Source organism: Bradyrhizobium sp. CCBAU 51745 (assembly GCF_028128715.1).
In the GTDB taxonomy this organism is placed as follows: Bacteria; Pseudomonadota; Alphaproteobacteria; order Rhizobiales; family Xanthobacteraceae; genus Bradyrhizobium; species Bradyrhizobium manausense.
In genome coordinates this window covers 101,259-123,378 of sequence record NZ_LBJP01000083.1, presented here as the reverse complement: position 1 = coordinate 123,378, position 22,120 = coordinate 101,259, and the positions used below count along the sequence as shown (strand labels likewise).

27 protein-coding genes are annotated in these 22,120 nt (G+C 64.2%); 14 read left to right on the top strand and 13 right to left on the bottom strand.

Translation table 11 applies throughout. From position 1 onward, the window contains the following. Positions 1-8 precede the first annotated feature (8 nt). Both XH98_RS24330 and XH98_RS24325 read right to left on the bottom strand, forming a co-directional pair. Entirely contained in the window at positions 9-233 is a 225-nt protein-coding gene (locus tag XH98_RS24330) for a hypothetical protein (RefSeq protein WP_271601234.1), read from the bottom strand. A 426-nt stretch (positions 234-659) separates the two neighbouring features. Further along, entirely contained in the window at positions 660-1,229 is a 570-nt protein-coding gene (locus tag XH98_RS24325; RefSeq protein WP_333932687.1) for a hypothetical protein, read from the bottom strand. A gap of 390 nt (positions 1,230-1,619) precedes the next feature. Between XH98_RS24325 and XH98_RS24320 the strand changes: the two genes are divergently transcribed. Together XH98_RS24320 and XH98_RS24315 are read left to right on the top strand one after the other, a co-directional pair. Further along, positions 1,620-1,790 (top strand): hypothetical protein, encoded by a 171-nt coding sequence (locus XH98_RS24320; protein ID WP_167354010.1) that lies wholly within the window; start codon positions 1,620-1,622, stop codon positions 1,788-1,790. A gap of 83 nt (positions 1,791-1,873) precedes the next feature. Continuing rightward, positions 1,874-2,116, top strand: coding sequence for a hypothetical protein (locus tag XH98_RS24315; RefSeq protein ID WP_271601231.1), 243 nt, complete (start codon positions 1,874-1,876; stop codon positions 2,114-2,116). Between the two features lie 682 nt (positions 2,117-2,798). Here the strand turns inward: XH98_RS24315 and XH98_RS24310 are convergent. Both XH98_RS24310 and XH98_RS24305 read right to left on the bottom strand, forming a co-directional pair. Continuing rightward, positions 2,799-3,191, bottom strand: a complete 393-nt coding sequence (locus XH98_RS24310) for an NUDIX hydrolase (RefSeq protein WP_057755621.1) — start codon at positions 3,189-3,191, stop codon at positions 2,799-2,801. 140 nt (positions 3,192-3,331) lie between these two features. Further along, a complete protein-coding gene (locus tag XH98_RS24305) occupies positions 3,332-4,438 on the bottom strand; it encodes an AI-2E family transporter (protein ID WP_271620146.1) in 1,107 nt (368 codons plus the stop codon). Positions 4,439-4,694: 256 nt separating this feature from the next. Between XH98_RS24305 and XH98_RS24300 the strand changes: the two genes are divergently transcribed. Then, complete coding sequence (locus XH98_RS24300) at positions 4,695-4,922, top strand: hypothetical protein (protein ID WP_220004323.1); 228 nt, start codon at positions 4,695-4,697, stop codon at positions 4,920-4,922. Between the two features lie 14 nt (positions 4,923-4,936). Here the strand turns inward: XH98_RS24300 and XH98_RS24295 are convergent, their stop codons facing one another. Further along, a complete protein-coding gene (locus XH98_RS24295) occupies positions 4,937-5,182 on the bottom strand; it encodes a hypothetical protein (RefSeq protein WP_271601229.1) in 246 nt (81 codons plus the stop codon). Between the two features lie 266 nt (positions 5,183-5,448). Between XH98_RS24295 and XH98_RS24290 the strand changes: the two genes are divergently transcribed. Continuing rightward, positions 5,449-7,491, top strand: coding sequence for an acetoacetate--CoA ligase (locus XH98_RS24290; protein WP_271620145.1), 2,043 nt, complete (start codon positions 5,449-5,451; stop codon positions 7,489-7,491). Positions 7,492-7,600: 109 nt separating this feature from the next. Further along, a complete protein-coding gene (locus XH98_RS24285) occupies positions 7,601-7,903 on the top strand; it encodes a hypothetical protein (RefSeq protein WP_011087444.1) in 303 nt (100 codons plus the stop codon). 4 nt (positions 7,904-7,907) lie between these two features. Here the strand turns inward: XH98_RS24285 and XH98_RS24280 are convergent, their stop codons facing one another. Further along, positions 7,908-8,126, bottom strand: coding sequence for a hypothetical protein (locus tag XH98_RS24280; protein ID WP_271620144.1), 219 nt, complete (start codon positions 8,124-8,126; stop codon positions 7,908-7,910). Positions 8,127-8,478: 352 nt separating this feature from the next. Here XH98_RS24280 and XH98_RS24275 point away from each other — a divergent pair, with 352 nt between their 5' ends. From XH98_RS24275 to XH98_RS24260, 4 genes are all read left to right on the top strand, one after another. Continuing rightward, complete coding sequence (locus tag XH98_RS24275) at positions 8,479-9,066, top strand: formyltransferase family protein (protein WP_057755630.1); 588 nt, start codon at positions 8,479-8,481, stop codon at positions 9,064-9,066. A gap of 197 nt (positions 9,067-9,263) precedes the next feature. Next, positions 9,264-9,614 (top strand): hypothetical protein, encoded by a 351-nt coding sequence (locus XH98_RS24270; protein WP_271601225.1) that lies wholly within the window; start codon positions 9,264-9,266, stop codon positions 9,612-9,614. Further along, positions 9,559-10,107, top strand: coding sequence for a hypothetical protein (locus XH98_RS24265; protein ID WP_271620143.1), 549 nt, complete (start codon positions 9,559-9,561; stop codon positions 10,105-10,107). Before XH98_RS24270 ends, XH98_RS24265 begins: the two co-directional genes overlap by 56 nt. Before the next feature lie 304 nt (positions 10,108-10,411). Then, positions 10,412-11,833: a caspase family protein gene (locus XH98_RS24260; protein ID WP_271620142.1), complete on the top strand. Its 1,422-nt coding sequence runs from the start codon at positions 10,412-10,414 to the stop codon at positions 11,831-11,833. Between the two features lie 229 nt (positions 11,834-12,062). Here the strand turns inward: XH98_RS24260 and XH98_RS24255 are convergent, their stop codons facing one another. After that, on the bottom strand, positions 12,063-12,302 hold the full coding sequence (locus XH98_RS24255) for a BrnA antitoxin family protein (RefSeq protein ID WP_271601222.1): 240 nt from the start codon (positions 12,300-12,302) through the stop codon (positions 12,063-12,065). Between the two features lie 3 nt (positions 12,303-12,305). Further along, positions 12,306-13,292 carry a cysteine synthase A gene (gene cysK, locus XH98_RS24250; protein ID WP_271620141.1) on the bottom strand — a complete coding sequence of 329 codons (987 nt, stop codon included), beginning with the start codon at positions 13,290-13,292 and terminating at the stop codon, positions 12,306-12,308. A 221-nt stretch (positions 13,293-13,513) separates the two neighbouring features. Between cysK and XH98_RS24245 the strand changes: the two genes are divergently transcribed. Further along, entirely contained in the window at positions 13,514-13,732 is a 219-nt protein-coding gene (locus XH98_RS24245) for a hypothetical protein (RefSeq protein ID WP_057755648.1), read from the top strand. An 86-nt stretch (positions 13,733-13,818) separates the two neighbouring features. On the opposite strand, the gene tgt is transcribed toward XH98_RS24245, so the two are convergent. Beyond that, positions 13,819-14,967 carry a tRNA guanosine(34) transglycosylase Tgt gene (gene tgt / locus XH98_RS24240; RefSeq protein WP_271601220.1) on the bottom strand — a complete coding sequence of 383 codons (1,149 nt, stop codon included), beginning with the start codon at positions 14,965-14,967 and terminating at the stop codon, positions 13,819-13,821. Between the two features lie 256 nt (positions 14,968-15,223). Between tgt and XH98_RS24235 the strand changes: the two genes are divergently transcribed. The 4 genes from XH98_RS24235 (at position 15,224) to XH98_RS24220 (ending at position 19,368) form a co-directional block, all read left to right on the top strand. Then, on the top strand, positions 15,224-16,345 hold the full coding sequence (locus XH98_RS24235; protein WP_271601219.1) for a patatin-like phospholipase family protein: 1,122 nt from the start codon (positions 15,224-15,226) through the stop codon (positions 16,343-16,345). A 135-nt stretch (positions 16,346-16,480) separates the two neighbouring features. After that, positions 16,481-17,227 (top strand): TetR/AcrR family transcriptional regulator, encoded by a 747-nt coding sequence (locus tag XH98_RS24230; protein WP_271620140.1) that lies wholly within the window; start codon positions 16,481-16,483, stop codon positions 17,225-17,227. A gap of 269 nt (positions 17,228-17,496) precedes the next feature. Beyond that, positions 17,497-18,102 (top strand): PepSY domain-containing protein, encoded by a 606-nt coding sequence (locus XH98_RS24225; RefSeq protein WP_271601217.1) that lies wholly within the window; start codon positions 17,497-17,499, stop codon positions 18,100-18,102. Positions 18,103-18,330: 228 nt separating this feature from the next. Continuing rightward, the gene (locus tag XH98_RS24220) at positions 18,331-19,368 is read left to right on the top strand and encodes an aspartate-semialdehyde dehydrogenase (protein WP_220004312.1); all 1,038 of its coding nucleotides are present in this window, start codon (positions 18,331-18,333) and stop codon (positions 19,366-19,368) included. Between the two features lie 118 nt (positions 19,369-19,486). Here the strand turns inward: XH98_RS24220 and queA are convergent, their stop codons facing one another. From queA to XH98_RS24200, 4 genes are all read right to left on the bottom strand, one after another. Further along, positions 19,487-20,560, bottom strand: a complete 1,074-nt coding sequence (queA, locus tag XH98_RS24215; RefSeq protein ID WP_271620139.1) for a tRNA preQ1(34) S-adenosylmethionine ribosyltransferase-isomerase QueA — start codon at positions 20,558-20,560, stop codon at positions 19,487-19,489. 100 nt (positions 20,561-20,660) lie between these two features. Beyond that, entirely contained in the window at positions 20,661-21,125 is a 465-nt protein-coding gene (locus XH98_RS24210; RefSeq protein ID WP_035702663.1) for a peptidylprolyl isomerase, read from the bottom strand. Further along, entirely contained in the window at positions 21,122-21,532 is a 411-nt protein-coding gene (locus XH98_RS24205; protein WP_057755662.1) for a hypothetical protein, read from the bottom strand. Before XH98_RS24205 ends, XH98_RS24210 begins: the two co-directional genes overlap by 4 nt. Positions 21,533-21,540: 8 nt before the next feature. Continuing rightward, positions 21,541-22,116: a peptidylprolyl isomerase gene (locus tag XH98_RS24200; protein WP_271620138.1), complete on the bottom strand. Its 576-nt coding sequence runs from the start codon at positions 22,114-22,116 to the stop codon at positions 21,541-21,543. Positions 22,117-22,120: the final 4 nt, after the last annotated feature.

Genomic DNA, 22,120 nt, shown 5'->3' with positions numbered 1-22,120 from the left:
TCAATGACTTACGGCAAAGTGGCGATCGGCCGAAAATACCCTGATGTCTGCGGTGTCTGCGTCGTGTCTGCAAACCGATCGCGGGCCTGCGCGTCGAGGATGGTGCCGCGATAATTGACTGCCAGCGCCAGCAATCCCGCGCGCTGCTCCGGCATGGCCGCCTGCCCTGCCAGCTGTTGGCAGATGCCCTCCATGCGCGCGAGTTCGTCGATGTCGTGCTGATGCCGTCCCATGTCGCGATCACCCGTGAAGCCCTCACGCGTGGATTTTGCATTTCTGCTGGGTGCGGTAAGATGTCCCCGGGTAGCCACTCACAGTTTGCTCTGGAGTGCATGATGCAGAACTTCGTCACCGGATGCGTTGTGGTCGCTGTGGGTTTTATGGTCTGGCTTGCCTACTCCCAAAAGCACCATCAATGCTGGAATGGGCACGTGCTCGAGGACTTGCACGAGCATGTGCTAACTCGTCAGCCTTGCGGATCCCTCAGTAGTTCCTCCATGTAGGAGTCCGCCGCTCGACGACTTTCGTCGCATCTTCGGCGGCAGCGTCACGCCGCCGATCCGGCGCTGGCCAAATCTCTCTCATCCACGAATTCAAGTCGAGCTTCAGCGTGAACCCGCCGGTTCACGCAACATCGCCCCAGGCGATCTGCCCGGCCCTCAGCTTTCCGGCCCCGCAACCGTCGCCGGCGCACTGAGCGGAGCGCCACCGACCGACACCGGCCCGATCGAAACCGGCCCGATCGACTTCGGCTGCCGAACCATCCGCTTGCGCAGCAACAGCCGATCGCGCGCGCGCAAGCGCGGGATGGAGGCCGTGACGTCAGACATCATCGTGTTTTGCAGCGTGTCGATCTTCGCGATCAGCGTCGACAATTGCGGCGATATCTTCTTCACATCGCCGCGCTCGTCGGTGATGCTCTGGCGGAGCGACATCAGGGTCGTCGAATCCTCCTGACGCAGCGCCGTGTTCTGTTGCAGGGATGAACTGATCTCCTGCAGCGCGGCGGCCTGCTGCTGCTGGGCCGACTGGATTTCCTTCAGGGCGACGGCAACAGCATCGGGTTTCGGCGCGGGCTCTTGCTGGCGCGGAAACAGCGCGGCCAGGTTGCTGATGTCCGGCGAAGGCAGATCAAAGGGCAATGTGTAGACGGCCGCGGCGCCGTTGATCGCCAGGGCACACACCGCGAAGGCCAGGACCGACTTCCGGCTGGAGCGCTTCAGCGGCACTGGAGCGTCCTGGGTCTCGAGCTCAGGCCGGGATTCAGATGCGGCGGCTGCAAGTGCCGCGGCGTCGAGGTGCTCGGCGAAGCCGAGCGTTTCGGATGTCGTGGTCATGCGCATTGACCTCATGAGCGAGCAAAAGGAGGCCGTCGCCGGAACGTCCTCTCGACGCCTCCTTTACGCAGCACTCACTTACACAACTGTCTAAAATTGTGAGCTTTTTGGATTAATTCCACGTTAGCGCCGGGCATGTCCCGTGACCCCGGCCGATGACGTGGACGCTGCGATGGGCTTGCGGCGGCAGACGCTCAATTCCGTTCCATCCGCCTGGTCCAAAAAAGCCAGGAGACATCAGACCCGAAAAGTGTAGGATTCGACAAAACTGGAGGGAACGGAATGTTTGAAATCACCGGTTTCGACACGGCAGGCGTCGTCAGCCTCAAGCGGGAGTCCCTCGCCGCCGCCCTGAAGAAGGCCAGGGAGCTGATCCAGGACGGGTGCCGCGACGTTCGGATCGTCGATCCCGATGGGCGGGTCCACACCTCCTTTGAGGAGCAGGCCGCCTAAGCCGCCTCACCCTCCCTCCCCAACGCATGCACCGTTGAGCGGCCCGACAACGGCCGCTAGGGTGAGCCTTTGCGGAGGCTCATTTGAAACAGGTCATTAGTGCTGTCGCAGTCCTAGCGCTGCTCTCCACCTCGTCTGCCCGCTCACAAGCCCTCGTCGATCCCAGCAAGGTGGCGCCGGAATACCGCGAGGCGGCCGAAAAGCGCCGCGCCGAGCAGATCCGCCAGCGCGAATGCGCGCAGAAGGCGGATCTGGTGAAGGTGTTGCCGCGAGACCGGACCGACTTTCTCATTCACTGCCTGGATGGGCAGGTGGCGAAGCAATAGCGCCTCGCACGGGATCGCGCGCCGGCGACGACAAAGCGGCAGCCGGCGTTGATGGTTTCTTCAGATGTTCGGCTCACCGTGGCTGTCAATTTCCATCATCATTGTCGCCGGCGCATGAGTTTCGTCCAGATCCAGTGCACGCGTTGCAAGACGATGTTTCGCGATCGCGCGGGACGGCTGCAGGACGGCTATTCAAGGCAATGTCCCTGTTGCGAGGTCGTGCTGTTCTTCGCTGACGACGCTCAACATCCGTTCATCAAGCGCGCGATGCAAAGCGCAAGGCAGGCGCGCAGAGAGCAGCGCGAAGCCGAGGCGATCAGGATCGCGGCGCCGGCAGAACCGCGTGTGGCGCCGCGGTCGAGGTCGTCATCGACGGGGCGGTCTCGGGTGCTGGGAAGACCGGAGTAGCGCCTGCTCGGCCTCCGACGTTGCCTCGATCCAGATCCCGGCGCTGCGGCAGTAGCAACAGTGGGCTGGATGCGAAAAACCCCAGTGCTTGGGGACACTGGGGGGTTTCAAAGACTATAAATTTCAGAGACTATAAATAAGTAAGGCAATGACACCTCTATAGCAGCCCTCTCCGTGGCGGCTTGTGAACTGGTTCACACCCGATGCGCGCCCGGTCGGACTCTTTGTCACACTCCTGGCTGCCACGCCCGCGGTTGTCGCACACCCCTCGCGGTTAGCTCCGGCGCGACTTCCGCGGAAACAGGCGATCCCTGATGTAGCGCGAGGTCGCGGTCAGGCGGATGCCGCGCGGCTTCTGCCAGGCAGCGCGGTCGATCTCCTTCTTGTCGCCGATCGCAAGGCGTCCCTTGGCGCTCTTGGCGATGAAGATCGCGTCGCTCATCTTGCGGCCCGAACGCTTGTTCTTGGCCTTCACCTCTTTCCAGAGGCTGATCCGGCCGAGTTTCAGCTTCGGCAGCTCTTCCTTGATCTCGCGCCGCAGGCAGGCCTTCTCGGTTTCGCGCGCGCGCTTGCGGCCGCCCGGGAACATCCAGAGGCCGTCCGACCGTCTCCTGACCAACAAGACCTTGCCGCGCTTGGCGGCGACCAGCTTGGAAGACTTCGCCATTCCTGTCGCAAACCGAAAAAGAATCTGCGGCCATCGTAACTTGTCTAATTCATTAGACAAGTTACACGGCCGCCGTGAAGGCCACCGCCATCCCCAATTGTCCACACTCTGCGAAAAGCGTTTGGTCAGCGCCTAAGGCGCTATCGGACCTCGTCGGAAGCGGGTGATACAGCCGTCCGCTTCCCCGTCTCGCTCCCGATCCACGCCGCCGCCATCTCCCACGCCACCGACAGGATGATCGGCCCGATGAACAGGCCGACAATGCCATGGGCCAGCGTGCCGCCGATCACGCCGACGAAGATGACGATGGTCGGCGTGTTGAGGCCGCGTCCCATGACGAGCGGCTTCAGCATGGTGTCGATGAAGCCGACGACGACGAAGAACACGGTGAGCACCAGCGCCGTGGTCACGTCCTTGGCGGTCCAGATCCAGATGATGACAGGCAGCAGCACGAGGAAGGCGCCGATCTGCACGATCGACAACAGCAGCACGAGAAAGGCCAGCAAGCCGGCACTCGGCACGGCCGCGAGCTTGAAGCCGATGCCGGCCAGCAGCGCCTGCACGATGGCAACGCCGATCACGCCTTGCGCCACCGCACGGATGGTGGCGCCGCCAAGCGTGAGGAAATGCTCGCTCTGCTCGGGCACGATGCGCGACAGGAAGCCGCGCCCGGCGGCAACCAGCCGCGGCCCGTGGGGAAACAGGAAGCCGGCCACGAACACCGAGACCAGGAATTGGAGCGTGCCAAGGCTGGCATCGCCAGCGAGCGTCAGCAGCGGTCCTGCCAGCGGCTGGAGATAGGGCGCCACCTCGCGCAGCACCGCGCGGATGTTGGTGTAGGCCTGGTCCCACAGCTCGAACAATGTCGGGCCGATCAGCGGCCATGACTTGATCTGTTCCGGAGCGGACTGCAGCGCGAGGTCACCGGTGCCGAGCTGATGCGCCAGCTCCCTGCCCCCGTCGACGGCACTCACGCCGAGCCAAGTCGCCGGGCCAAGGACGATGCCGAGCGTCACCAAGGTGAGGATGGCGGCTGCGGTCTTGGGCCGGCCGCCAAGCACTTTGGCCAGCCAGTTGAAGGCCGGATAGAACGCGACCGCGAGCACGCCGCTCCAGGCCAGGATCGGCACGAACGGCCGGATGATCAGGAATGTCCAGACGATCAACAGCGCCAACAGGCCGAGCCGGATCACCAGCTGGATGACGTCCTCGCCCGTCAGGAGCTGACGCAGACTTTTCACAGGCACGGCTTTCCTTGCGGCATCAACGCAGCTCCGGCGCTTGCGCGGCCCCGGGTTATTGCGAGCCCCGGGCCGGGCGTCAAGCCGGCCGGAGACGGGCTCGAGCCGCCGGGGTCCGCCAGATCCGGGAAATCCGGCAAGATCCGCCACGTGTGCCCGCATTGCCTAACGGCATTTAACCGGATTTCAGCCGACCAATTTACGCCGATGCAAAGGCTCGCGTCTATCCTTGCCGCAAGGTCCCAAAAACACTCGCGGTGCAATGGCCAATACCATCTGGACGATCGAAGAATTCACCTGCCCTGGTTGCGGCATGAACTACACCGCGACCCGGGAGGAGCATGCCGAGCCACACGCTGGCCAGTTCAAATGCAGCATCTGCAGCGGCGTGGTACACTCCTGGTCCGGCAAGCACCATTTCTTCGGCTGGCAGGCCGTGAAGTCCAAGCCGGCCGTGTTCGGCCGGCGCTGGGCCGGAGTGCAGTGGTAGCGCCGGCAGATGGCTTACCGGCGCACGCCAACGCGGTTGACGCCGCCATTCAGATTGGTCCCGCTCACGGTGCCGGCACGAACCGCGGCACGTGCAACAGGCCGCGGCCGTAGCACCACGCCAGCGCGTGCGACGCAGGACGGCGGATAATCGACATACTGGCAATAGACCACGGCCTTCGCGGGTGTCGGACTGAGGGTCACCCCCGCCGTCCCCAGCAGACCCGCAGCCGCAAGCGCTGCGACTGCTACTGACTTCATCGAACGACGCTTGCTCCGGCGCATGGCGATCCTCCCTCATTGCACGCGTGGATGATGATGGCTGCCGCCCCAGCCCGGCCAGAGGCAACGTGCGTCGCGGTGCACCGGCAATGTTGACCTAGATCAACGGTGGGTGCGGCATCGGAGCTGACCGAAAGCCGCCGCGGCCGCGATGTCATGCCTGCCATTCGGCGGACGATGCGCGGCTTTTGCTGAAGGGCGACACCGGTTAAGTTCGCCCTCTCCGCAACCGAAGCCGCTATGCAATGACCGCTCCTTTCGTCCCGCAGATTGCCCTTTATCGCGACTGGCTTGCCAAGCAGCGTGGCCTCACCTTCGCTGACTACGAGGCGATGCGGCAATGGTCGGTGCGGGATCTCGATGCGTTCTGGCGCAGCATCTGGGACTATTACGACCTGCAATCGCCAACGCCGTTTGCGGCCGTCATCACCGAGCGCAAGATGCCCGGTGCGGTGTGGTTTCCTGGCGCGCAGGTGAACTATGCGCGGCAGGTGTTCCGGCATGTGGACGCCGCGCACGGCGCCGGCCAGCCCGCGATCGTCTCCAGCGGCGAGGACGGCAAGCTCACGGAAACCAGCTGGCCGGAGCTCAAGCGCAAGGCGGCCACACTGGCGCTGCATCTGAAGAACAAGGGGATCAAGCCCGGCGACCGCATCGCGGCCTACCTTCCCAACATTCCCGAGACCATCATCGCGTTTCTCGCGAGTGCCAGCATCGGCGCGGTCTGGAGCCTCTGCGCGCCCGACATGGCGGCGCCCGCCGTGATCGACCGCTTCAAGCAGATCGAGCCAAGAGTGCTGATCGCCTGTGACGCCGTCACCTATGCCGGGCGCAGGCATGACCGCAAGGACGTCGTCGCCGAGTTGCGCCGCTCGCTGCCGACGGTCGAGCATGTGATCCTGCACAGCGAAGCGTCCGCCGCACCGGACGCCCTGCTCTCGGACATCACCGCAAGGACGGGCACGGCGGTCGACGCCTTCGAGCCGATATGGCTGCCATTCGATCATCCGCTCTGGATCGTCTATTCCAGCGGCACCACCGGCCTGCCGAAGCCGATCGTGCACGGCCATGGCGGCATCGTCATCGTGGTGCTGGCGCTCCTCGGCTTACACAACGACATCGGCTGTTCCTATCACGAGAACTCGCTCGGCGAGCGCTATCACTGGTACTCGTCGACCGGCTGGATCATGTGGAATTCGCAGGTCGGCGGCCTGCTCAGCGGCACCACCTGCTGCATCTTCGACGGCAGCCCCGGCGGCACCAGGGACAAGCCCGACTGGTCCACGTTGTGGCGCTTCGTGGCGCAATCGAAAGCGACCTTCTTCGGCGCTGGCGCGGCGTTCTTCGCCAACTGTGCCAAGGCGGAGATCGACCTTACGGCCGCGGGCGATCTCTGCCGCCTGCGCTGCCTCGGCTCGACCGGCTCGCCGCTCAGCGCCGACACCCAGGCCTGGTTCAACGCGCGCTTCGCTGCGCTGTCGAAGCTCAACGGCAGCAAGGCGCAGGCCGATATCTGGTGGGCGAACATCTCCGGTGGCACCGATTTCGCCGGCGCCTTCATCGGCGGCAACAGGGAATTGCCGCAGACGCCGGGCGCGATGCAATGCCGCCTGCTCGGCGCGGCCGTGGAAGCCTTCAGCGAACAGGGCCGCGCCGTGACGGGCGAGGTCGGCGAGCTCGTCTGCACCGAGCCGATGCCGTCCATGCCGCTCTATTTCTGGAACGACAGGGGCAACGCGCGCTATCTCGCCAGCTATTTCGAGACCTATCCCGATCATTTCGACGGCAGCGGCCGCGGCCCGGTGTGGCGGCACGGCGACTGGCTCAAGATCAATCCGGACGGCTCCTGCGTGATCTACGGCCGCAGCGATGCGACGATCAACCGGCACGGGCTGCGCATGGGCACCAGCGAGCTCTATTCCGCCATCGAGGCGCTGCCGGAGGTGCTCGACAGCCTCGTCGTCGACCTCGAATATCTCGGCCGCGAAAGCTACATGCCGCTGTTCGTCGTGCTGCGCGAGGGCGTCGCCTTGGATGGCGCAATGCAGGCGAAGATCAACAAGGCGATCGAGGCCCGCCTGTCACGCCGCTTCCTGCCGAATGAGATCTTTGCCGTCGCCGAGATCCCGCGCACGCTGTCGGGCAAGAAGCAGGAGCTGCCGATCAAGAAGCTGCTGCTCGGCCAGCCCGTCGAGAAGGTCATCAACAAGGAAGCGATGGCCAATCCGGCCTGCCTTGATTGGTATCTTGCGTTTACCCGGGACTATCTGGCCCGAACCGCGGCCTGATCCCGGGCTGATCGGACCAATTGCGCCTTCGGCATTTGCACTCCGTTCATCGATGACAGCTAGACGGGTCAGGATCCCTGCAACGAGCAGCACGCCAGAACAGCACACTATGGCCGACCTCAACGCTGTCCTCACCCGGCTCAACGACCGCCTGCTTCGCCTCGAAGGCGAGCTGTTCGTGCTGCGCTCGCTGGCGCGCGCGACGCTGACGGCAGGCGACGACCACGCGGCGCGGATGCGCAAGCTGGTCGAGGCCGCCAAGGTTGCGCTCGATGACGAGGCCAAACGCGAGCTCGACAAGCCCACGCGCAAATATGTCGATGCGGCAACCGCGCTGGTGGAGGAATTGCTGGTCGAGCCGACCCCGGCGCGGCCGCTGTTCACCGTGATCGATGGCGGACGGCGCGACTAAAGCGTCAGTTGTCCGTGGATTCAGCCTTCAGCCGGCTGAGACCTTCCTCGATGATCGCGATCTCCTCGTTGATCTTGCTGATCGGCAGGCTCAAATCGTACGCGCCTGACCTGCCCTTCAGGTCAACGGCGAGCCGCTGCCTGTGCATCATCAGCTCGTCGAGGCCACGGCGGTTCTTCAGCCGCACATAGGCGTCCACGATCTGCGCAATTGCGTTCGACATGACATCGGTCCCTGCAAAAATGCCCGCGCGGCGCACCCACGCCGGCGGGACATTTTTGGTGTCGCGGTACGCAATACAAATCCGCGACGGATTCGTCGATACGACAACTGGGTTGAGAACGTATTACCGTTTGATGATCCGGTGCGGCGGACAACGAAAAGGCCGCTGCTCCGGCCCAAGGTCACAGTGCGGTTATGGAAGCACCGGAACGGCCAATGATGCGTTCGCCGCGTTCATCGGTCCTGTGCACCCCTGCATTGTTGATAACCGGTGCAAACGCCGCGCGGGTGGTGACAGGGCGCCCGGACGTGTTATCGGGGGATGACGCAGTTGCGAGACGGATCAGACACCCATGCGCATTACCCTCGTCGGCTCCCGCCATTTCGGCGTGACCACCCTGAACATGCTTCGCGAACACGGCGTCGGGGTCGTGCGGGTCGTGGTGGCTGACGCGGACGACCGCCTGGCCGCGACGGCCAAGGCCGCCGGCATCGAGGTGGTGGTGCAGGCCAATCCCAAGCTGGTGGTGGCCTCCGAGATTGCCCCCGACACCGATCTGATCATCACCGCCCACAGTCATGCCCGGGTTGGCAAGGACGCGCTCGCAGCCAGCAAGCTCGGCGGGATCGGCTACCACCCCTCGCTGCTGCCGCGCCATCGCGGCAAGGCCGCGGTGGAATGGACCATCAAGGAAGGCGACCCGATCGCCGGCGGCACCATCTATCACCTCGCCGACCGTATGGACGCCGGCGCCATCGCTGCTCAGGACTGGTGCTTCGTGAAGAAGGGCGAGACCGCTCGCGAGCTTTGGGAGCGTGCGCTGGCCCCGCTGGGGCTCAAGCTGCTCGCCGACGTGATCGACTACGCCAAGGTCCACAAGGCGTTGCCGGCCAAGACTCAGGACGAGCAGTTCGCGACCTCAGCGCCAAGTCTTTCCTAGGAGGTCTTTCCTGAGTCGCTTCTCGCGTTAAGGATGAACGTGAGGCCGCATTGATTCTGCTTCAAAAATCGGAGCCAAAATCGCAAATAAACCATTGTTTCCACAGGAACAATTTTCGCAATTGCATCGCACCAAATTTCCGTCACATTTGGCCCGAATAACAGTCAGCATATCAGACACATTCAAGGACGGAATTCATGCGTTTTGGTCGCATTGCGGCGTTCTGTGCCGCTTCAATTGTTACTGCCAGCCTCGCCGCTCCCGCTTTCGCCCAGACTCCCTATGACGGCAATTGGCAGGTCACCATCGTGACCAAGACCGGTTCGTGCGAGCCGACCGCAAGCTCCATGCTGACGGTCGCCGACGGCAAGATCACCGCACCCGGCGCTAACGTTTCCGGCACCATCGGCAGTGGGGGTCTTGTGAAAGTTTCGATCAATGGTGCATATGCCAACGGTCAACTCAGCGGCAATGCCGGATCGGGGAAGTGGAATGGAGCATCTGCAGGTATACCGTGCAGCGGGCGGTGGGAAGCATCGCGCCAATAAGCAATTCGGACCTGGTGTCCTCAATCGGCGGCTGCTCACGGCGGCCGCCGTTTTGTTGGTGACAGCTGTTGCCACCAGCTCGGAGAGCAAGGCCCAAGCCGGTCCCTTCGCACCGCTGGCGGGCAGCTGGAGCGGCGGCGGCACGGTGACGCTGGATGACGGCTCGACCGAGCGGATCCGCTGCCGGGCCAAATACGCCCCGATCGGACCGACCATGGAGATGTCGCTGACCTGTGCCAGCGACGCCTACAAGTTCAACCTGGCTGCCAGCGTCAAGGCCGAGGGGAGTGCCATCACCGGTAGCTGGTCCGAGGCCAGCCGCAATATCAGCGGCTCGCTTCAGGGACGCGGCGGCGGCGGGAACTTCGAAGTGGTGGCCTCTGCCGCTGGATTCAACGCCAACATCGCGTTGAGAACGAGCGGCAACAAGCAGAGCGTTACGATGCGCGCGGACAGCCAGTTCCGCGGCGCCAATATCTCGCTGTCGAAATAGGACGACAGCACGGCGATACGACCATCGACCCGGCGACCTCGCCGGGTCGATTTTTTATGGGCCCGGCACGAACGCCCTGCCCCGATTCGCGCCCGCGCCCGGTGAACCACCGCGCGGCTTGAGGCGACAAATCCAGGTGGTCGAGCGTGATTTGGATCACGTTGGAGGGGCATTCCATCGTGCACATTCGATCACAGAGCTGCGGGTTGAGTCAGTCGTTTTGCTAGCGCGAGGCCAGGCGGTTTCGTGTAGGTTCGACACTAATCTGTTGCTGCCTGTCATTCGATTCTGTTGGGGATTTCAGATGCGCACTCTCACCATCATCGTTTCGCTGATGTGCATCGCGCTGTCGGTCAGCGCCGCCAAGGCCGACCGCCGCGTCGCCTTTGTCGTCGGCAACGGCGCCTACAAGAACGTCGCGCAATTGCCGAACCCGCCGATCGACGCCAAGGCGATGGCATCGACGCTGCGCAATGTCGGCTTCGAGGTGATCGAAGGCTCCAACCTCACCCGCGACCAGATGACCGAGAAGCTGCTCGATTTCGGCCGCAAGGCCCAAGGCTCCGATATCGCAGTGTTCTATTATGCCGGCCACGGCATCGCCGTCAGCGGCACCAACTATCTCCTGCCCGTCGATGCCGACATCAAGTCGGAGATGGACGTCAAGCTTGGCGCCGCCATCAACGTCGACCTGACGCTCGACCAGACCATGGGCGATGCCAAGGTCAAGCTGGTGTTCCTCGACGCCTGCCGCGACAACCCGTTCGCCGCCAAGATCAAGTCGAACTCGGCCACCCGCAGCGTCAATGTCGGCAGCGGCCTAGCCGAGATGAAGTCGGGCGAAGGCACGCTGATCGCGTTCGCCACCGGCCCGGGCCAGACCGCGCTCGACGGCCAGGAGGGCAACAACAGCCCGTTCACCCGCGCGCTGATCGACAACATCACCAAGCCCGGCGTCGAGATCCAGCAGGCGATGACCTCCGTGCGCGCGCAGGTCAATGAAGAGACCCACAAGGGCCAGCTGCCGTGGGGCCACACCAATTTGATCGGCGCGGTCTATCTCAACCAGGCGCCGACGACCCAGGTTGCCAACGCGGCGCCGACGGCAACCGCCGCGCCAGCCGCAGCGGCCGGCAACTCCGAGGCTGAAGTCGAGTTCTGGCGCTCGGTGAAGGAATCCAACAAGCCGGAAGAGCTCAACGCCTACCTCTCCGCTTATCCCAACGGCCAGTTCAAGCCGCTGGCAATGGCGCGGCTCGCGGCGATCCAGAACGGTCCGTCGACCACGACCCGCAACCTCAATGCCGGCGTCGATCCCGCAACTTTCACCGACGACGCTACCCAGCTCACCGAGGACCAGATCGGCCTCGACAAGGGTCAGCGCCGCGACGTGCAGCGCCGCCTCACCGGCCTCGGCTTCGACACCAAGGTCACCGGTGTCTTCAATGACGAGACCCGCTCGGTGCTCAAGCGCTGGCAGGCCGCTCGCGGCTATCCGTCGACGGGCTTCCTCAACAAGCTCCAGCACAAGGCCCTGTTGTCCGAGATCGTCGCGACGACGACCGTGAGCGATGACAGCGCGAAGCCGGCCCGGCGCGCGGCACCAGCGCCAGCACAGGCGCAGAGCGCACCGGTTCAGCATCGCAACAGCGGTGGCGGCGACGCGGGTGCGGCCTTCGTGGGCGGCGTGGTCGGCGGCATGATGGGCGGCATGTTCCGCCGCTGAGCCGCAAAGCGCGATCGCAAATACAAAAGCCCGGCCCACGCCGGGCTTTTTCTTTGCTCTCCTCGGTCAAGGCAGAAGGAAAATGCTGCCGCAGACTTCGTCATTGCGAGCGTAGCGAAGCAATCCAGAATCCCTCCGCGGCAATAGTCTGGATTGCTTCGTCGCAAGAGCTCCTCGCAATGACGAGGAAAGAGGCGTGCCTTACACGGACGTATCGGGCCGCGGAGATTTACTTCCCCGCCGCCTTGCGCAGCGCCTCGTTAATGCGGTCCTGCCAGCCGGGGCCGCCTTCCTGGAAATGCTCGAGCACGTCCTGATCGATCCGCAGCGTCACCTGCTCCTTGATCCCGGGTGCCGCGTTTTTCTTCGGCGGCGGCTCCGCCACTTTAGCCGTCACCTTCTTGAACGCCGCCTCGGCTTCAGTGCGCGCGTCGCCCAATGTCCGCGGTCGCCTCGGTTGATCCGCCATCTCTCAGATTCCTTCAAACAGAGCCGTCGAAAGATAGCGCTCGGAGAAGGACGGCACGACAGCCAAAATGGTTTTTCCCGCCGCTTCCGGCCGCTTGCCGATCTCGAGCGCGGCGGCGATCGCGGCACCGGAGGAAATGCCACCCGGAATGCCCTCATGCCGCGCCAGCGCGCGCGACGTTTCGATCGCGGTCGTCGAGTTGATCTTCACGATCTCGATCACGGAGCGGTCGAGAATGTCGGGTACGAAGCCCGCGCCGATACCCTGGATCTTGTGCGGCGTGTGGGTGCCCCCCGACAGCACCGGGCTCTCCTCGGGCTCGACCGCGACCACCCGCAAGGACGGCTTGCGCGGCTTCAGAACCTGACCGACGCCGGTGATGGTGCCGCCGGTGCCGACGCCGGCGACGAAGTAGTCGATATTGCCTGATGTGTCGTTCCAGATCTCTTCCGCCGTGGTACGGCGATGCACCTCCGGATTGGCGAGGTTCTTGAACTGCTGCGGCATCACCGAGTTCGGCGTCGTCTTCAACAGCTCTTCGGCGGTCGCGATCGCGCCCTTCATGCCTTGCGCCGCCGGCGTCAGCACCAGCTCGGCGCCGAGGAACGCGAGCATCTTGCGCCGCTCGATCGACATGGATTCCGGCATCACCAGCTTCAGACGGTAACCACGTGACGCCGCGACGAAGGCGAGCGCGATGCCGGTATTGCCTGACGTCGGCTCGATCAGCACCGTGTCGGGCTTGACGATGCCCGCCTTCTCCATCGCGATGATCATGGCGGCACCGATACGGTCCTTCACGCTGGCGGCCGGATTGAAATATTCGAGCTTTGCCAGAACCGTCGCGTTGACGCCGCGCATGCCCGGCAACCGGCGCAGGCGAACGATCGGCGTGTCGCCGAAAGCCTCGACGATCGAGTCGTAGATCCGGCCGCGACCGGGTTGGTGCGCTGCACCCATCTTTGCAACCTTCTCGGACGATGCGTCCATGTTGAACTCCCTGTGGCAGCAATTACGCTTCTCGCGCAGCGTTTGCGCAGTTACGGACAGCTAGTGACGACACGCAAGCGACAATGCGGCACATGTTAAATACGCTGCATCGCAAAATCGCGTGAGCACTAATTAGCAGAAAATCAACGCATTCGTGTTGCGGCCTCGTCAACTGATTCTGTTTATGTTAGACTTAGGTCTCAAGCAGGGAGGTCACCACGATGTCAGCAGTCGCTGAAGTGTTGTCGACCGTCGCGGCAAGGCGTGATCCGCGTTGTAGCGAGTTGCCCACGTGTCCCGTCTGCGCCGATTCCATGGTCGCCGCTGAAGCGTCCGCCTACGTCTCGGATCACATGATCTCGTATCTCTGGACCTGTGACAATTGCGGCTACGGTTTCGTGACCAAGCATGCCGTCAAGCAGCGGATCGTGTGCAACTGACGCGATTGCTGGAGCATGATCTTGTCGGAAAACCGCTGCACACTTTGCGCTAACGCGGCCCTTCGGGTCCAGATCATGCTCTCGCCCTAGCGAGGGGCGATGTCGCCCCTCGCCCAGTCCTCGCGCGTACGCCGATAGAACTCGTCGAATGTTCCGCGTGCGATCGCGTCCCTGATGCCCTGCATCAGGAACTGGTAGTAGGCGATATTGATTTCGGACAGCAGCATCGCTCCCAGCGTCTCGCCCGCCTTGACGAGATGGTGCAGATAGGCGCGTGCGCAATTGCGCGTTGATGGCCACGCACTCTCCTCGTCGAGCGGACGCGGATCGTCGGCGTGGCGGGCGTTGCGCAAATTGACCTGGCCGAAGCGGGTGAAGGCGACGCCGTGGCGGCCATTGCGCGTCGGCATCACGCAATCGAACATGTCGACACCGCGCTTCACCGCCTCGAGAATGTCGTCGGGCGTGCCGACGCCCATGAGGTAGCGCGGCCGGTCCGCCGGCAGCGCCGGCGCCGTCTCGTCGATCATCGCCAGCATCACGGCCTGCGGCTCGCCTACGGCAAGACCGCCGATCGCATAGCCATGGAAGCCGATCTCGACCAGGCCTTGCGCACTCGCATGGCGCAGTTCCGGCACGTCGCCGCCCTGGACGATGCCGAACAGCATGTAGCCGTCTGGCGCGCTCTCGAAGGCACGCTTGCTGCGTTCGGCCCAGCGCAGCGACAGCCGCATCGCGCGCTCGACGTCATCGCGCTCGGCCGGCAGCCGCACGCATTCGTCCATCTGCATCGCAATATCGGAGCCGAGGTAGCGCTGCACCTCGATCGAGCGCTCCGGCGACAGTTCGACCTTGGCGCCGTCGATATGGGAGCGGAACGTGACGGCGTGCTCGCTGACCTTGCGCAGGTCCGCCAGCGACATCACCTGGAAGCCGCCGGAATCCGTCAGCATCGGCCCGTTCCAGCCGGTGAACCGCTGCAATCCGCCGAGCGCGTGGATGCGCTCCGCGCCGGGACGCAGCATCAGATGATAGGTGTTGCCGAGCACGATATCGGCGCCGGCATCGCGCACCTCGCGCCAGTGCATGCCCTTCATGGCACCGGCGGTGCCGACAGGCATGAAAGCAGGCGTCCGCACCACGCCATGGGGCGTGGTCAGGTGGCCGGTGCGCGCGGCGCCGTCGGTGGCCAGCAGCTCGAAATGATTGGGTAGACCGGTATCGGGAAGATTCATGGCGGTGCTTATTGCGTGTCGGGCGAGCCCGATCAACCCGCACGATGCCCCAGACTGGCACGGCGTTGACGCGGACGTGATGACAGGGGCTGCTTGATGAACAAAACGATACAGTGTAGTTTTACTGCCGGGGCTGGACGAGACGCCGCGGCACACGGCCTGCGGCCGCAGATGCGTGATCGCCAGCCATCGACCAATGCCCCTCCCCACATGTTCGACGGACGTCTCCAGCCGCGCGGGCGACTGGGTAAGGCGCATGGTTGGCCACCTGATCAGGTCACTGGTCGTGTTATCCAGCCTGACACTCGCCGCCTGCACCTCAATTCCCCGCACGCCCTACACGGCGGCCGATGCCAGCAGCTCGCGCGTGCTCGATATCGAGGGCCTCAGGCGCTACGCCGACGAGCCCATCACCAAGTTCAGCTTCGCGCAGGACAAGGCGACCGGAAGCCGAACCTATCTGGCGCTCTCCGGCGGCGGCGCCGACGGCGCCTACGGCGTCGGTGTGCTCAACGGCTGGAGCGCAGCACGCAACCGTCCGACCTTCTCCGTCGTATCAGGGGTGAGCACCGGGGGCCTCATTGCCCCCTTTGCCTTCCTCGGATCGCAGTATGACGACACGCTGCGCGAGCTCTACACCAGCGGCATCGCCGAGAGCCTCTTGAACGATCCCAGCATCATCCGCGTGCTGTTCGGCTCCGGCCTGTTCGGCAATACGCGGCTGCGCGAGCTGGTCGCGCGCTATGTCGGACCCGAGCTCATGGCGCAGGTCGCGCGCGAGAGCGCCAAGGGCCGGCGGCTGCTGGTGGTCACCACCGATCTCGACACCCAGCGCACCGCGATCTGGGACATGGGCAAGATCGCCGCGGTCGGCACGCCCGAGGCGCTGAAACTGTTTCGTGACGTGATGGCGGCCTCCGCCAGCATTCCCCTGGTGTTTCCGCCCATCCTGATCGAGGCCGAAGGCCAGGGTCGCAAATTTCAGGAGATGCATGTCGACGGCGGCGTGACGGCGCCGGTGCTGACGCTGCCCGAGGCCTTGCTGTTGCAGGGACGCCTGCCCGGCAACGCGAAGATGGACATCTACATCCTCGTCAACAAGAAGATCGAACGCAATTTCGAGCTGGTCGCCAACAGCACGATCGACGTCGCCTCCCGCAGCCTGTCCGCCATCACGCAATCGCAGACGCGCGCGATCATCCTGTCGACCTACGATTTCGCGGAGCGCAACCACCTCGGCTTCCATCTCTCCTATATCGAGCGAGATTATCCGGCGCCGCCGTCGGAAGGCTTCGACACCGGCTATATGCGGGCGCTCTACCAGTACGGCTACGAGAAAGCGGCCGGCGGCCAGGCCTGGACCTCGCGGATGCCGTGATATCCGCATCGCGGAACGGTGGTGGCGGAAGACCGTTGACGATCCGGCCAATTCGGCCAGATTCGCCATGACGCCTTGGTTGCCGCGCGTTATAGAGCAATGATCACTGTCGGGAACGCGCAGGAATCACTGGACATGGGATTGGCTGCGACCAAGGCAAAAACGGCAACGGCGCGACGCGAGGTGTCGAAATCGCGCGGCGGCCGGCCGACCAAGAGCGCCGCGATCGAGCGCGATCAGCGGCTGATCGAGGTCGCCACCCGCCTGTTCCTCGATCGCGGCTTTGACGCAACCTCGCTCGATGCGGTGGCCGAGGCCGCGCGGGTCAGCAAGCCCACCGTCTATTCCCGTTACGGCGACAAGCGCGGCCTGTTTGCCGCCGTGCTACGCCGCGAGATTGCGCGCTGGCTGGCGCCGCTGTCGGCTGCGGCGGAAACGCAGCTCAGCAGCGCCTCCGATATCCCTGTCGAACAGCGGCTGGTCGAGATCGGGCGCGAGATGCTGAATTTCACCTGCGGTCCCGACGCCGTGGCCTTCAGCCGCATGATGACGTCACAGGCCATCAACTTCCCTGATGTCGCCAAGCTCGGCAAGGAAGAGGGCTGGTTGAAGGCCGTCGCGACCACCGCCCGCTTCTTCGACCATCTGGCGGCGCAAGGCGCGCTCGATGTCGACGACACCACGATCGCCGCCGAAGTGTTCCTCGACGTCGTCGTCGGCCACACCCACCGCATGGCGACGTTCGGCACGCCGATGGAGTTCAAGGCGGCAGAGAAGCGGATGCGCGCGGCGATCAAGCTGTTCTTGGCCGGCGCGATCGGCCCTGCGGACCGCATCCAGGGCGCACCAAAAGCCGCGCAACGGCGCCGCCCCTCCCGCTGACATTTCCGTGAGACCGGCGATTTGTCCCAGCAGAGGATGGTCGCTTCGTTGACCAAAATAAAACGATACGGTATGGTTTTGTTTGTAGAGCGGTGCGGGCCACTTTTTTCACCAGCCCCAAAAGAGGACCGAACCGCTTAGATCGCCGCGACGGGTACAGCCCGCTAGCGACGCTCCGCGGCCGGCCGGTGCCCAAGGCCGGCCGCGATTTCTTTACGAACATTCGGCAGACTTGCTGGTGCGAGACCTGCCGGCCGAAGGTTTGGACCATGAGCGCGACAAGACCAGGGATATGCGGATTGCTGGTGATCGCCCTGTCAGGGCTGCTCATCGCAGCGCCTGTTCGCGCGACCATCTCGGCGGGCTCTACGCCCGCCACCCTCCACAGCGAGACAGATGGGGACGCCGCGACCGATCGCCAGGCCGTCAGCCGCGAAATCGAGCGATTCCGCTCATCGTCGATCTCGATCAGCCAAGCGATGGCGATCGCGGAAGCCCGTCATGCCGGCGCGACCACCGCGGATATCAGTTTCGACGGCGGCTCGGGCGTGCCGGTCTACCGGGTCAAGACCCTGCACAACGACCGGATCTGGCGGTACACCATCAACGCGGCGACCGGCGAGGTCATCGGCGGCGAGGCCGCCCTGCCCCTCACCGAGCTCGACAATGAGGATCGCAGCAACCTCGCCGCACTCGGCATCATCAAGCACCGCCTGGCTGACGCCGTGCGCGTCGCCGAGAAGGCGGCATCAGGCAAGGCCATCAGCGGCGGGCTGGTGCGCGAGGGCGGCCGGCTCAATTTCGCGATCGTCGTCATCAGCGGTGACGATCTCAAGGAGGTCCTGCTCGAGCCACCGGGCGTGCGGGGCAAGTAACGAGGCCAAAATCCCGCCGAAAAGCCATTGACGGACGCAAAACTCTCCCGCATAAGTCCCGCCATGTTCACGACCACCAAACGCACGACCAAAACCACCACGGCCTTCGGGGCCCGGGGAGGCGTGCGCGCATAGTCGTCGACTAAAACGCATCAAGCTCTGCCGAAGCCCCGCCCATGATGGTCCGGGGCTTTTTTGTTGCCTGAATCCCAGCTCAACCGAAATGCAATGGAGGACAAAGTGAGTAACGATCCCGTCGTCGCGATTGTCGGCGTCACCGGTGCGGTGGGCGCCGAATTCATCGCCACCATGGACAAGCGCGGCTTTCGCGTCGGCAAGCTCAAGGCGCTTGCCAGCGCCCGCTCCGCCGGCAAGACGGTATCGTTCCGCGGCCAGAACATCATCATCGAGGAATTGACCGAGCGCGCCTTCGAGGGCGTCGACATCGCGCTGTTCTCCGCCGGGAGCGGCATCTCGAAGAGGTTCGCGCCCATCGCGGTCAAGGCCGGCGCGGTCGTCGTCGACAACTCCTCAGCCTTCCGCATGGATCCGAACGTGCCGCTGGTCATCCCCGAAGTGAACGCTGGCCGTATCCGCGACCACAAGGGCATCATCGCCAACCCGAACTGCGCCGCGATCACCGCGCTGGTGCCGCTCTGGCCGATCCATCAGAAGAACCGCATCAAGCGCGTGATCATCTCGACCTATCAAGCCGCCTCCGGCGCCGGCGCGGCCGCAATGGACGAGCTCGTCGAGTCGACCCGCGCCAATCTCAACGGGCAGGTCTACACGCCCAAGGTGATGCCGCACCCCTACGCGTTCAATCTCTTCAACCACAACACGGCCGTCGATCCCGAGACCGGCTACAACGACGAAGAGACCAAGGTCATCAAGGAAACCCGCAAGATCTTCGAGGACGAGAATATCGCGATCGGCGTCACCTGCGTCCGCGTGCCGGTGCTGCGCGCCCATTGCGAGGCCATCACCTTCGAATGCGAGAGGCCGATCACCGAGGACCAGGTCCGCAGCCTCATGGCGCAGGCGCCAGGCGTGAAGGTCGTCGACGACCGTCTCAAGAACTACTTCCCGATGCCGATCGACGCCTCGGGCCAGGACGATGTCCTGGTCGGCCGCATCCGCAAGGACCTCAGCGACCCCTCCGGCCATTCGATCTCGATGTTCGTGGCGGCCGATCAGCTGCTCAAGGGCGCCGCGCTGAACGCCGTGCAGATCGCGGAGCTCCTGCCGCAGCGGGTGATGGCGTAACCGGAGCTGTAAGAACAGGCCTCGTAGGGTGGGCAAAGGCGCGGAAGCGCCGTGCCCACCGTTCTTATCCGGATTCAAGAAAGACGTGGGCACGCTTCGCTTTGCCCACCCTACTGCACTACGGCACTGCCCGAAACAGAAGACACGCGTCCCCATACGAATAGAACCGGTACCCGTTCGCGATCGCATGCGCATAGGCCTGCTTCATCGTACCCAGCCCCGCGAACGCCGACACCAGCATGAACAGCGTCGACTTCGGCAGATGGAAATTCGTCATCAGAATATCGACCGCGCGAAAACGATAGCCGGGCGTGATGAAGATCGAGGTCTCGGCCGCGAACGGCTGGATGGTGCCGTCCTCGGTGGTGGCGCTTTCCAGCAGCCGCAATGACGTGGTGCCGACGGCGATGATGCGGCCGCCGTTTTTTCGCGCGCTGTTGAGCCGCTCCGCAATCTCGGCGGAGATCGTCCCCCACTCGGCATGCATCTTGTGAGCGTCGGTGTCATCGACCTTCACCGGCAGGAACGTCCCTGCCCCGACATGCAGCGTGACCCTGACGATGCCGACGCCGCGGTCGCGTAGCGCCTGTTCGAGCGCCGGGGTGAAATGCAGCCCCGCGGTCGGCGCAGCCACCGCGCCTTCGTTCGTCGCGAACATCGTTTGGTAGTCCGCGAGATCCTGATCGTCAGGAGTGCGCTTGGAAGCGATGTAGGGCGGCAGCGGCGGGCTGCCGAGATCGGCGATCGCCTGGTCCAACGCGGGCCCATGGAACGAGAAGCCAAGCGTCACCTCGCCTTCCATCCCCTTGGCCTCGACCTCGGCATCGAGATGGCCGAGCAGGCAGACCTTGCCCTCATTGCCGAAGCGGATGCGGTCGCCGGGTATGAGCTTCTTGGCGGGCTTCACCAGCGCCTGCCAGCGCGAGCCGTCGAGCCGCTTGATCAGCGTCGCCTCGATCTTCGGCTCGGTCTCCCGGCCGATGCGACGGCCCTTGAGCTGCGCCGCGATCACCTTGGTGTCGTTGACGACGAGCTGGTCGCCCGGCTTCAGCCAGTGCGGCAGATCCGCAATGGTCTGGTCGCACAGCGCGCCGTTCTCCACGACCAGCATTTTCGCGGAGTCGCGGGGACTGGCCGGGCGCAAGGCGATGCGCTCCGGCGGCAGGTCGAAATCGAAGAGGTCGGTGCGCATGGTCCGCTATGACGTCATTCCGGGGCGCGCAAGGCGCGAACCCGGAATCTCGAGGTTCCGGGTTCGGCTCTGCGAGCCGCCCCGGAACGACGACAGATGCCTATTCCTTATCGGCCGCCATCCGCGCCTTGACGATCTTGTCCGGGTTCTGGACCGGCTCGCCGCGCTTGATCTTGTCGACGTTCTCCATGCCCTCGGTGACCTTGCCCCACACCGTGTATTGGTTGTCGAGGAAACGGGCATCGTCGAAGCAGATGAAGAACTGGCTGTCGCCGGAATCCGGGCTCGCCGCGCGCGCCATCGAGGCGGTGCCGCGCACGTGCGGCTCCTTGTTGAACTCGGCCTTCAGCTTCTTGCCGGAGCCGCCGGTGCCGGTGCCGTGCGGGCAGCCGGTCTGGGCCATGAAGCCCTCGATCACGCGATGGAACACGATGCCGTCGTAGAAGCCCTCACGGACCAGCTCCTTGATGCGGGCGACATGGCCGGGCGCGAGGTCCGGACGCATCTCAATGGTGACGGGGCCCTGCGTGGTCTCGAGGATCAATGTGTTTTCGGTGACGCTCATGCTCGTCTCTCTTGTGTTGGAGGTGAAGTCTTCCGGCGACGGATCGGGATCGCGAAGGGACGTCCCGCGGCCGCGCCGGCCATTGCATCGGTAAATGGCAACGGCGTGCAGCGTTGCAATGTCTCCATCACCGCGATGCGGTACTGCAGCCGGTCTTCGTCGGTGGCATCCGCGGATTCATAGGAAATTCGCGGATGGCCCAAAATGTTTCCACTCCGGTTAAAGCTCACGATGACGGTGATGTCGATGGGGTGAGCCTTGCTGGCGGGTGGCGGTTTCCAGCAGGTTTGCAGGTACCTGGAAATGTCCGCGATGGTGTCGACCTTCGCGTCGTCGGCAGCGGCACCGATGGTGGCGAGCAGGAGCGCTGCGGCAGCGAGCAGAAGCCTGTCGCCGCGGCGCGCCATGAGCCCTCCTACTTGATGTCGGAGGCGACCTGCACCTTCACCATCTTGTCGGGATCGGTGACGGTGCCGCTCGGCGAGCCGGCCGGTGCCTTCTTCAGCTTGTCGACCACGTCCATGCCCTGCACGACCTCGCCGATTACGGTGTACTGGCCGTCGAGGCTGCCGCCGTCGGCGAACATGATGAAGAACTGCGAGTTGGCGGTATCGACGCTGTCGGCGCGCCGTGCCATGCCGACGATGCCGCGCGCGAAGTGAACCTTGGAGAATTCCTGCTTCAGATTCGGATATTTCGAGCCACCGGTGCCGTTGCCGTTCTGGCCGTCGCCGGTCTGGGCCATGAAGCCGTCCATCACGCGGTGGAACGGCACGTTGTTGTAGAAGCCCTCGCGCGCCAGCTGCTTGAGGCGCTCGGCGTGCTGCGGCGCCAGGTCGGTCCTGAGCTTGATGACGATGCGGCCCTTTGTGGTGTCGATGACGAGCGCATTGGCCTTGTCGAGATTGGCCGGCAGCTGCTGCGCCACGGCCGGGGCCGCGCCAATAAGCGCGACAAACATCGTGGCAAGGATTGCGAAACGACGGTTCATGAAA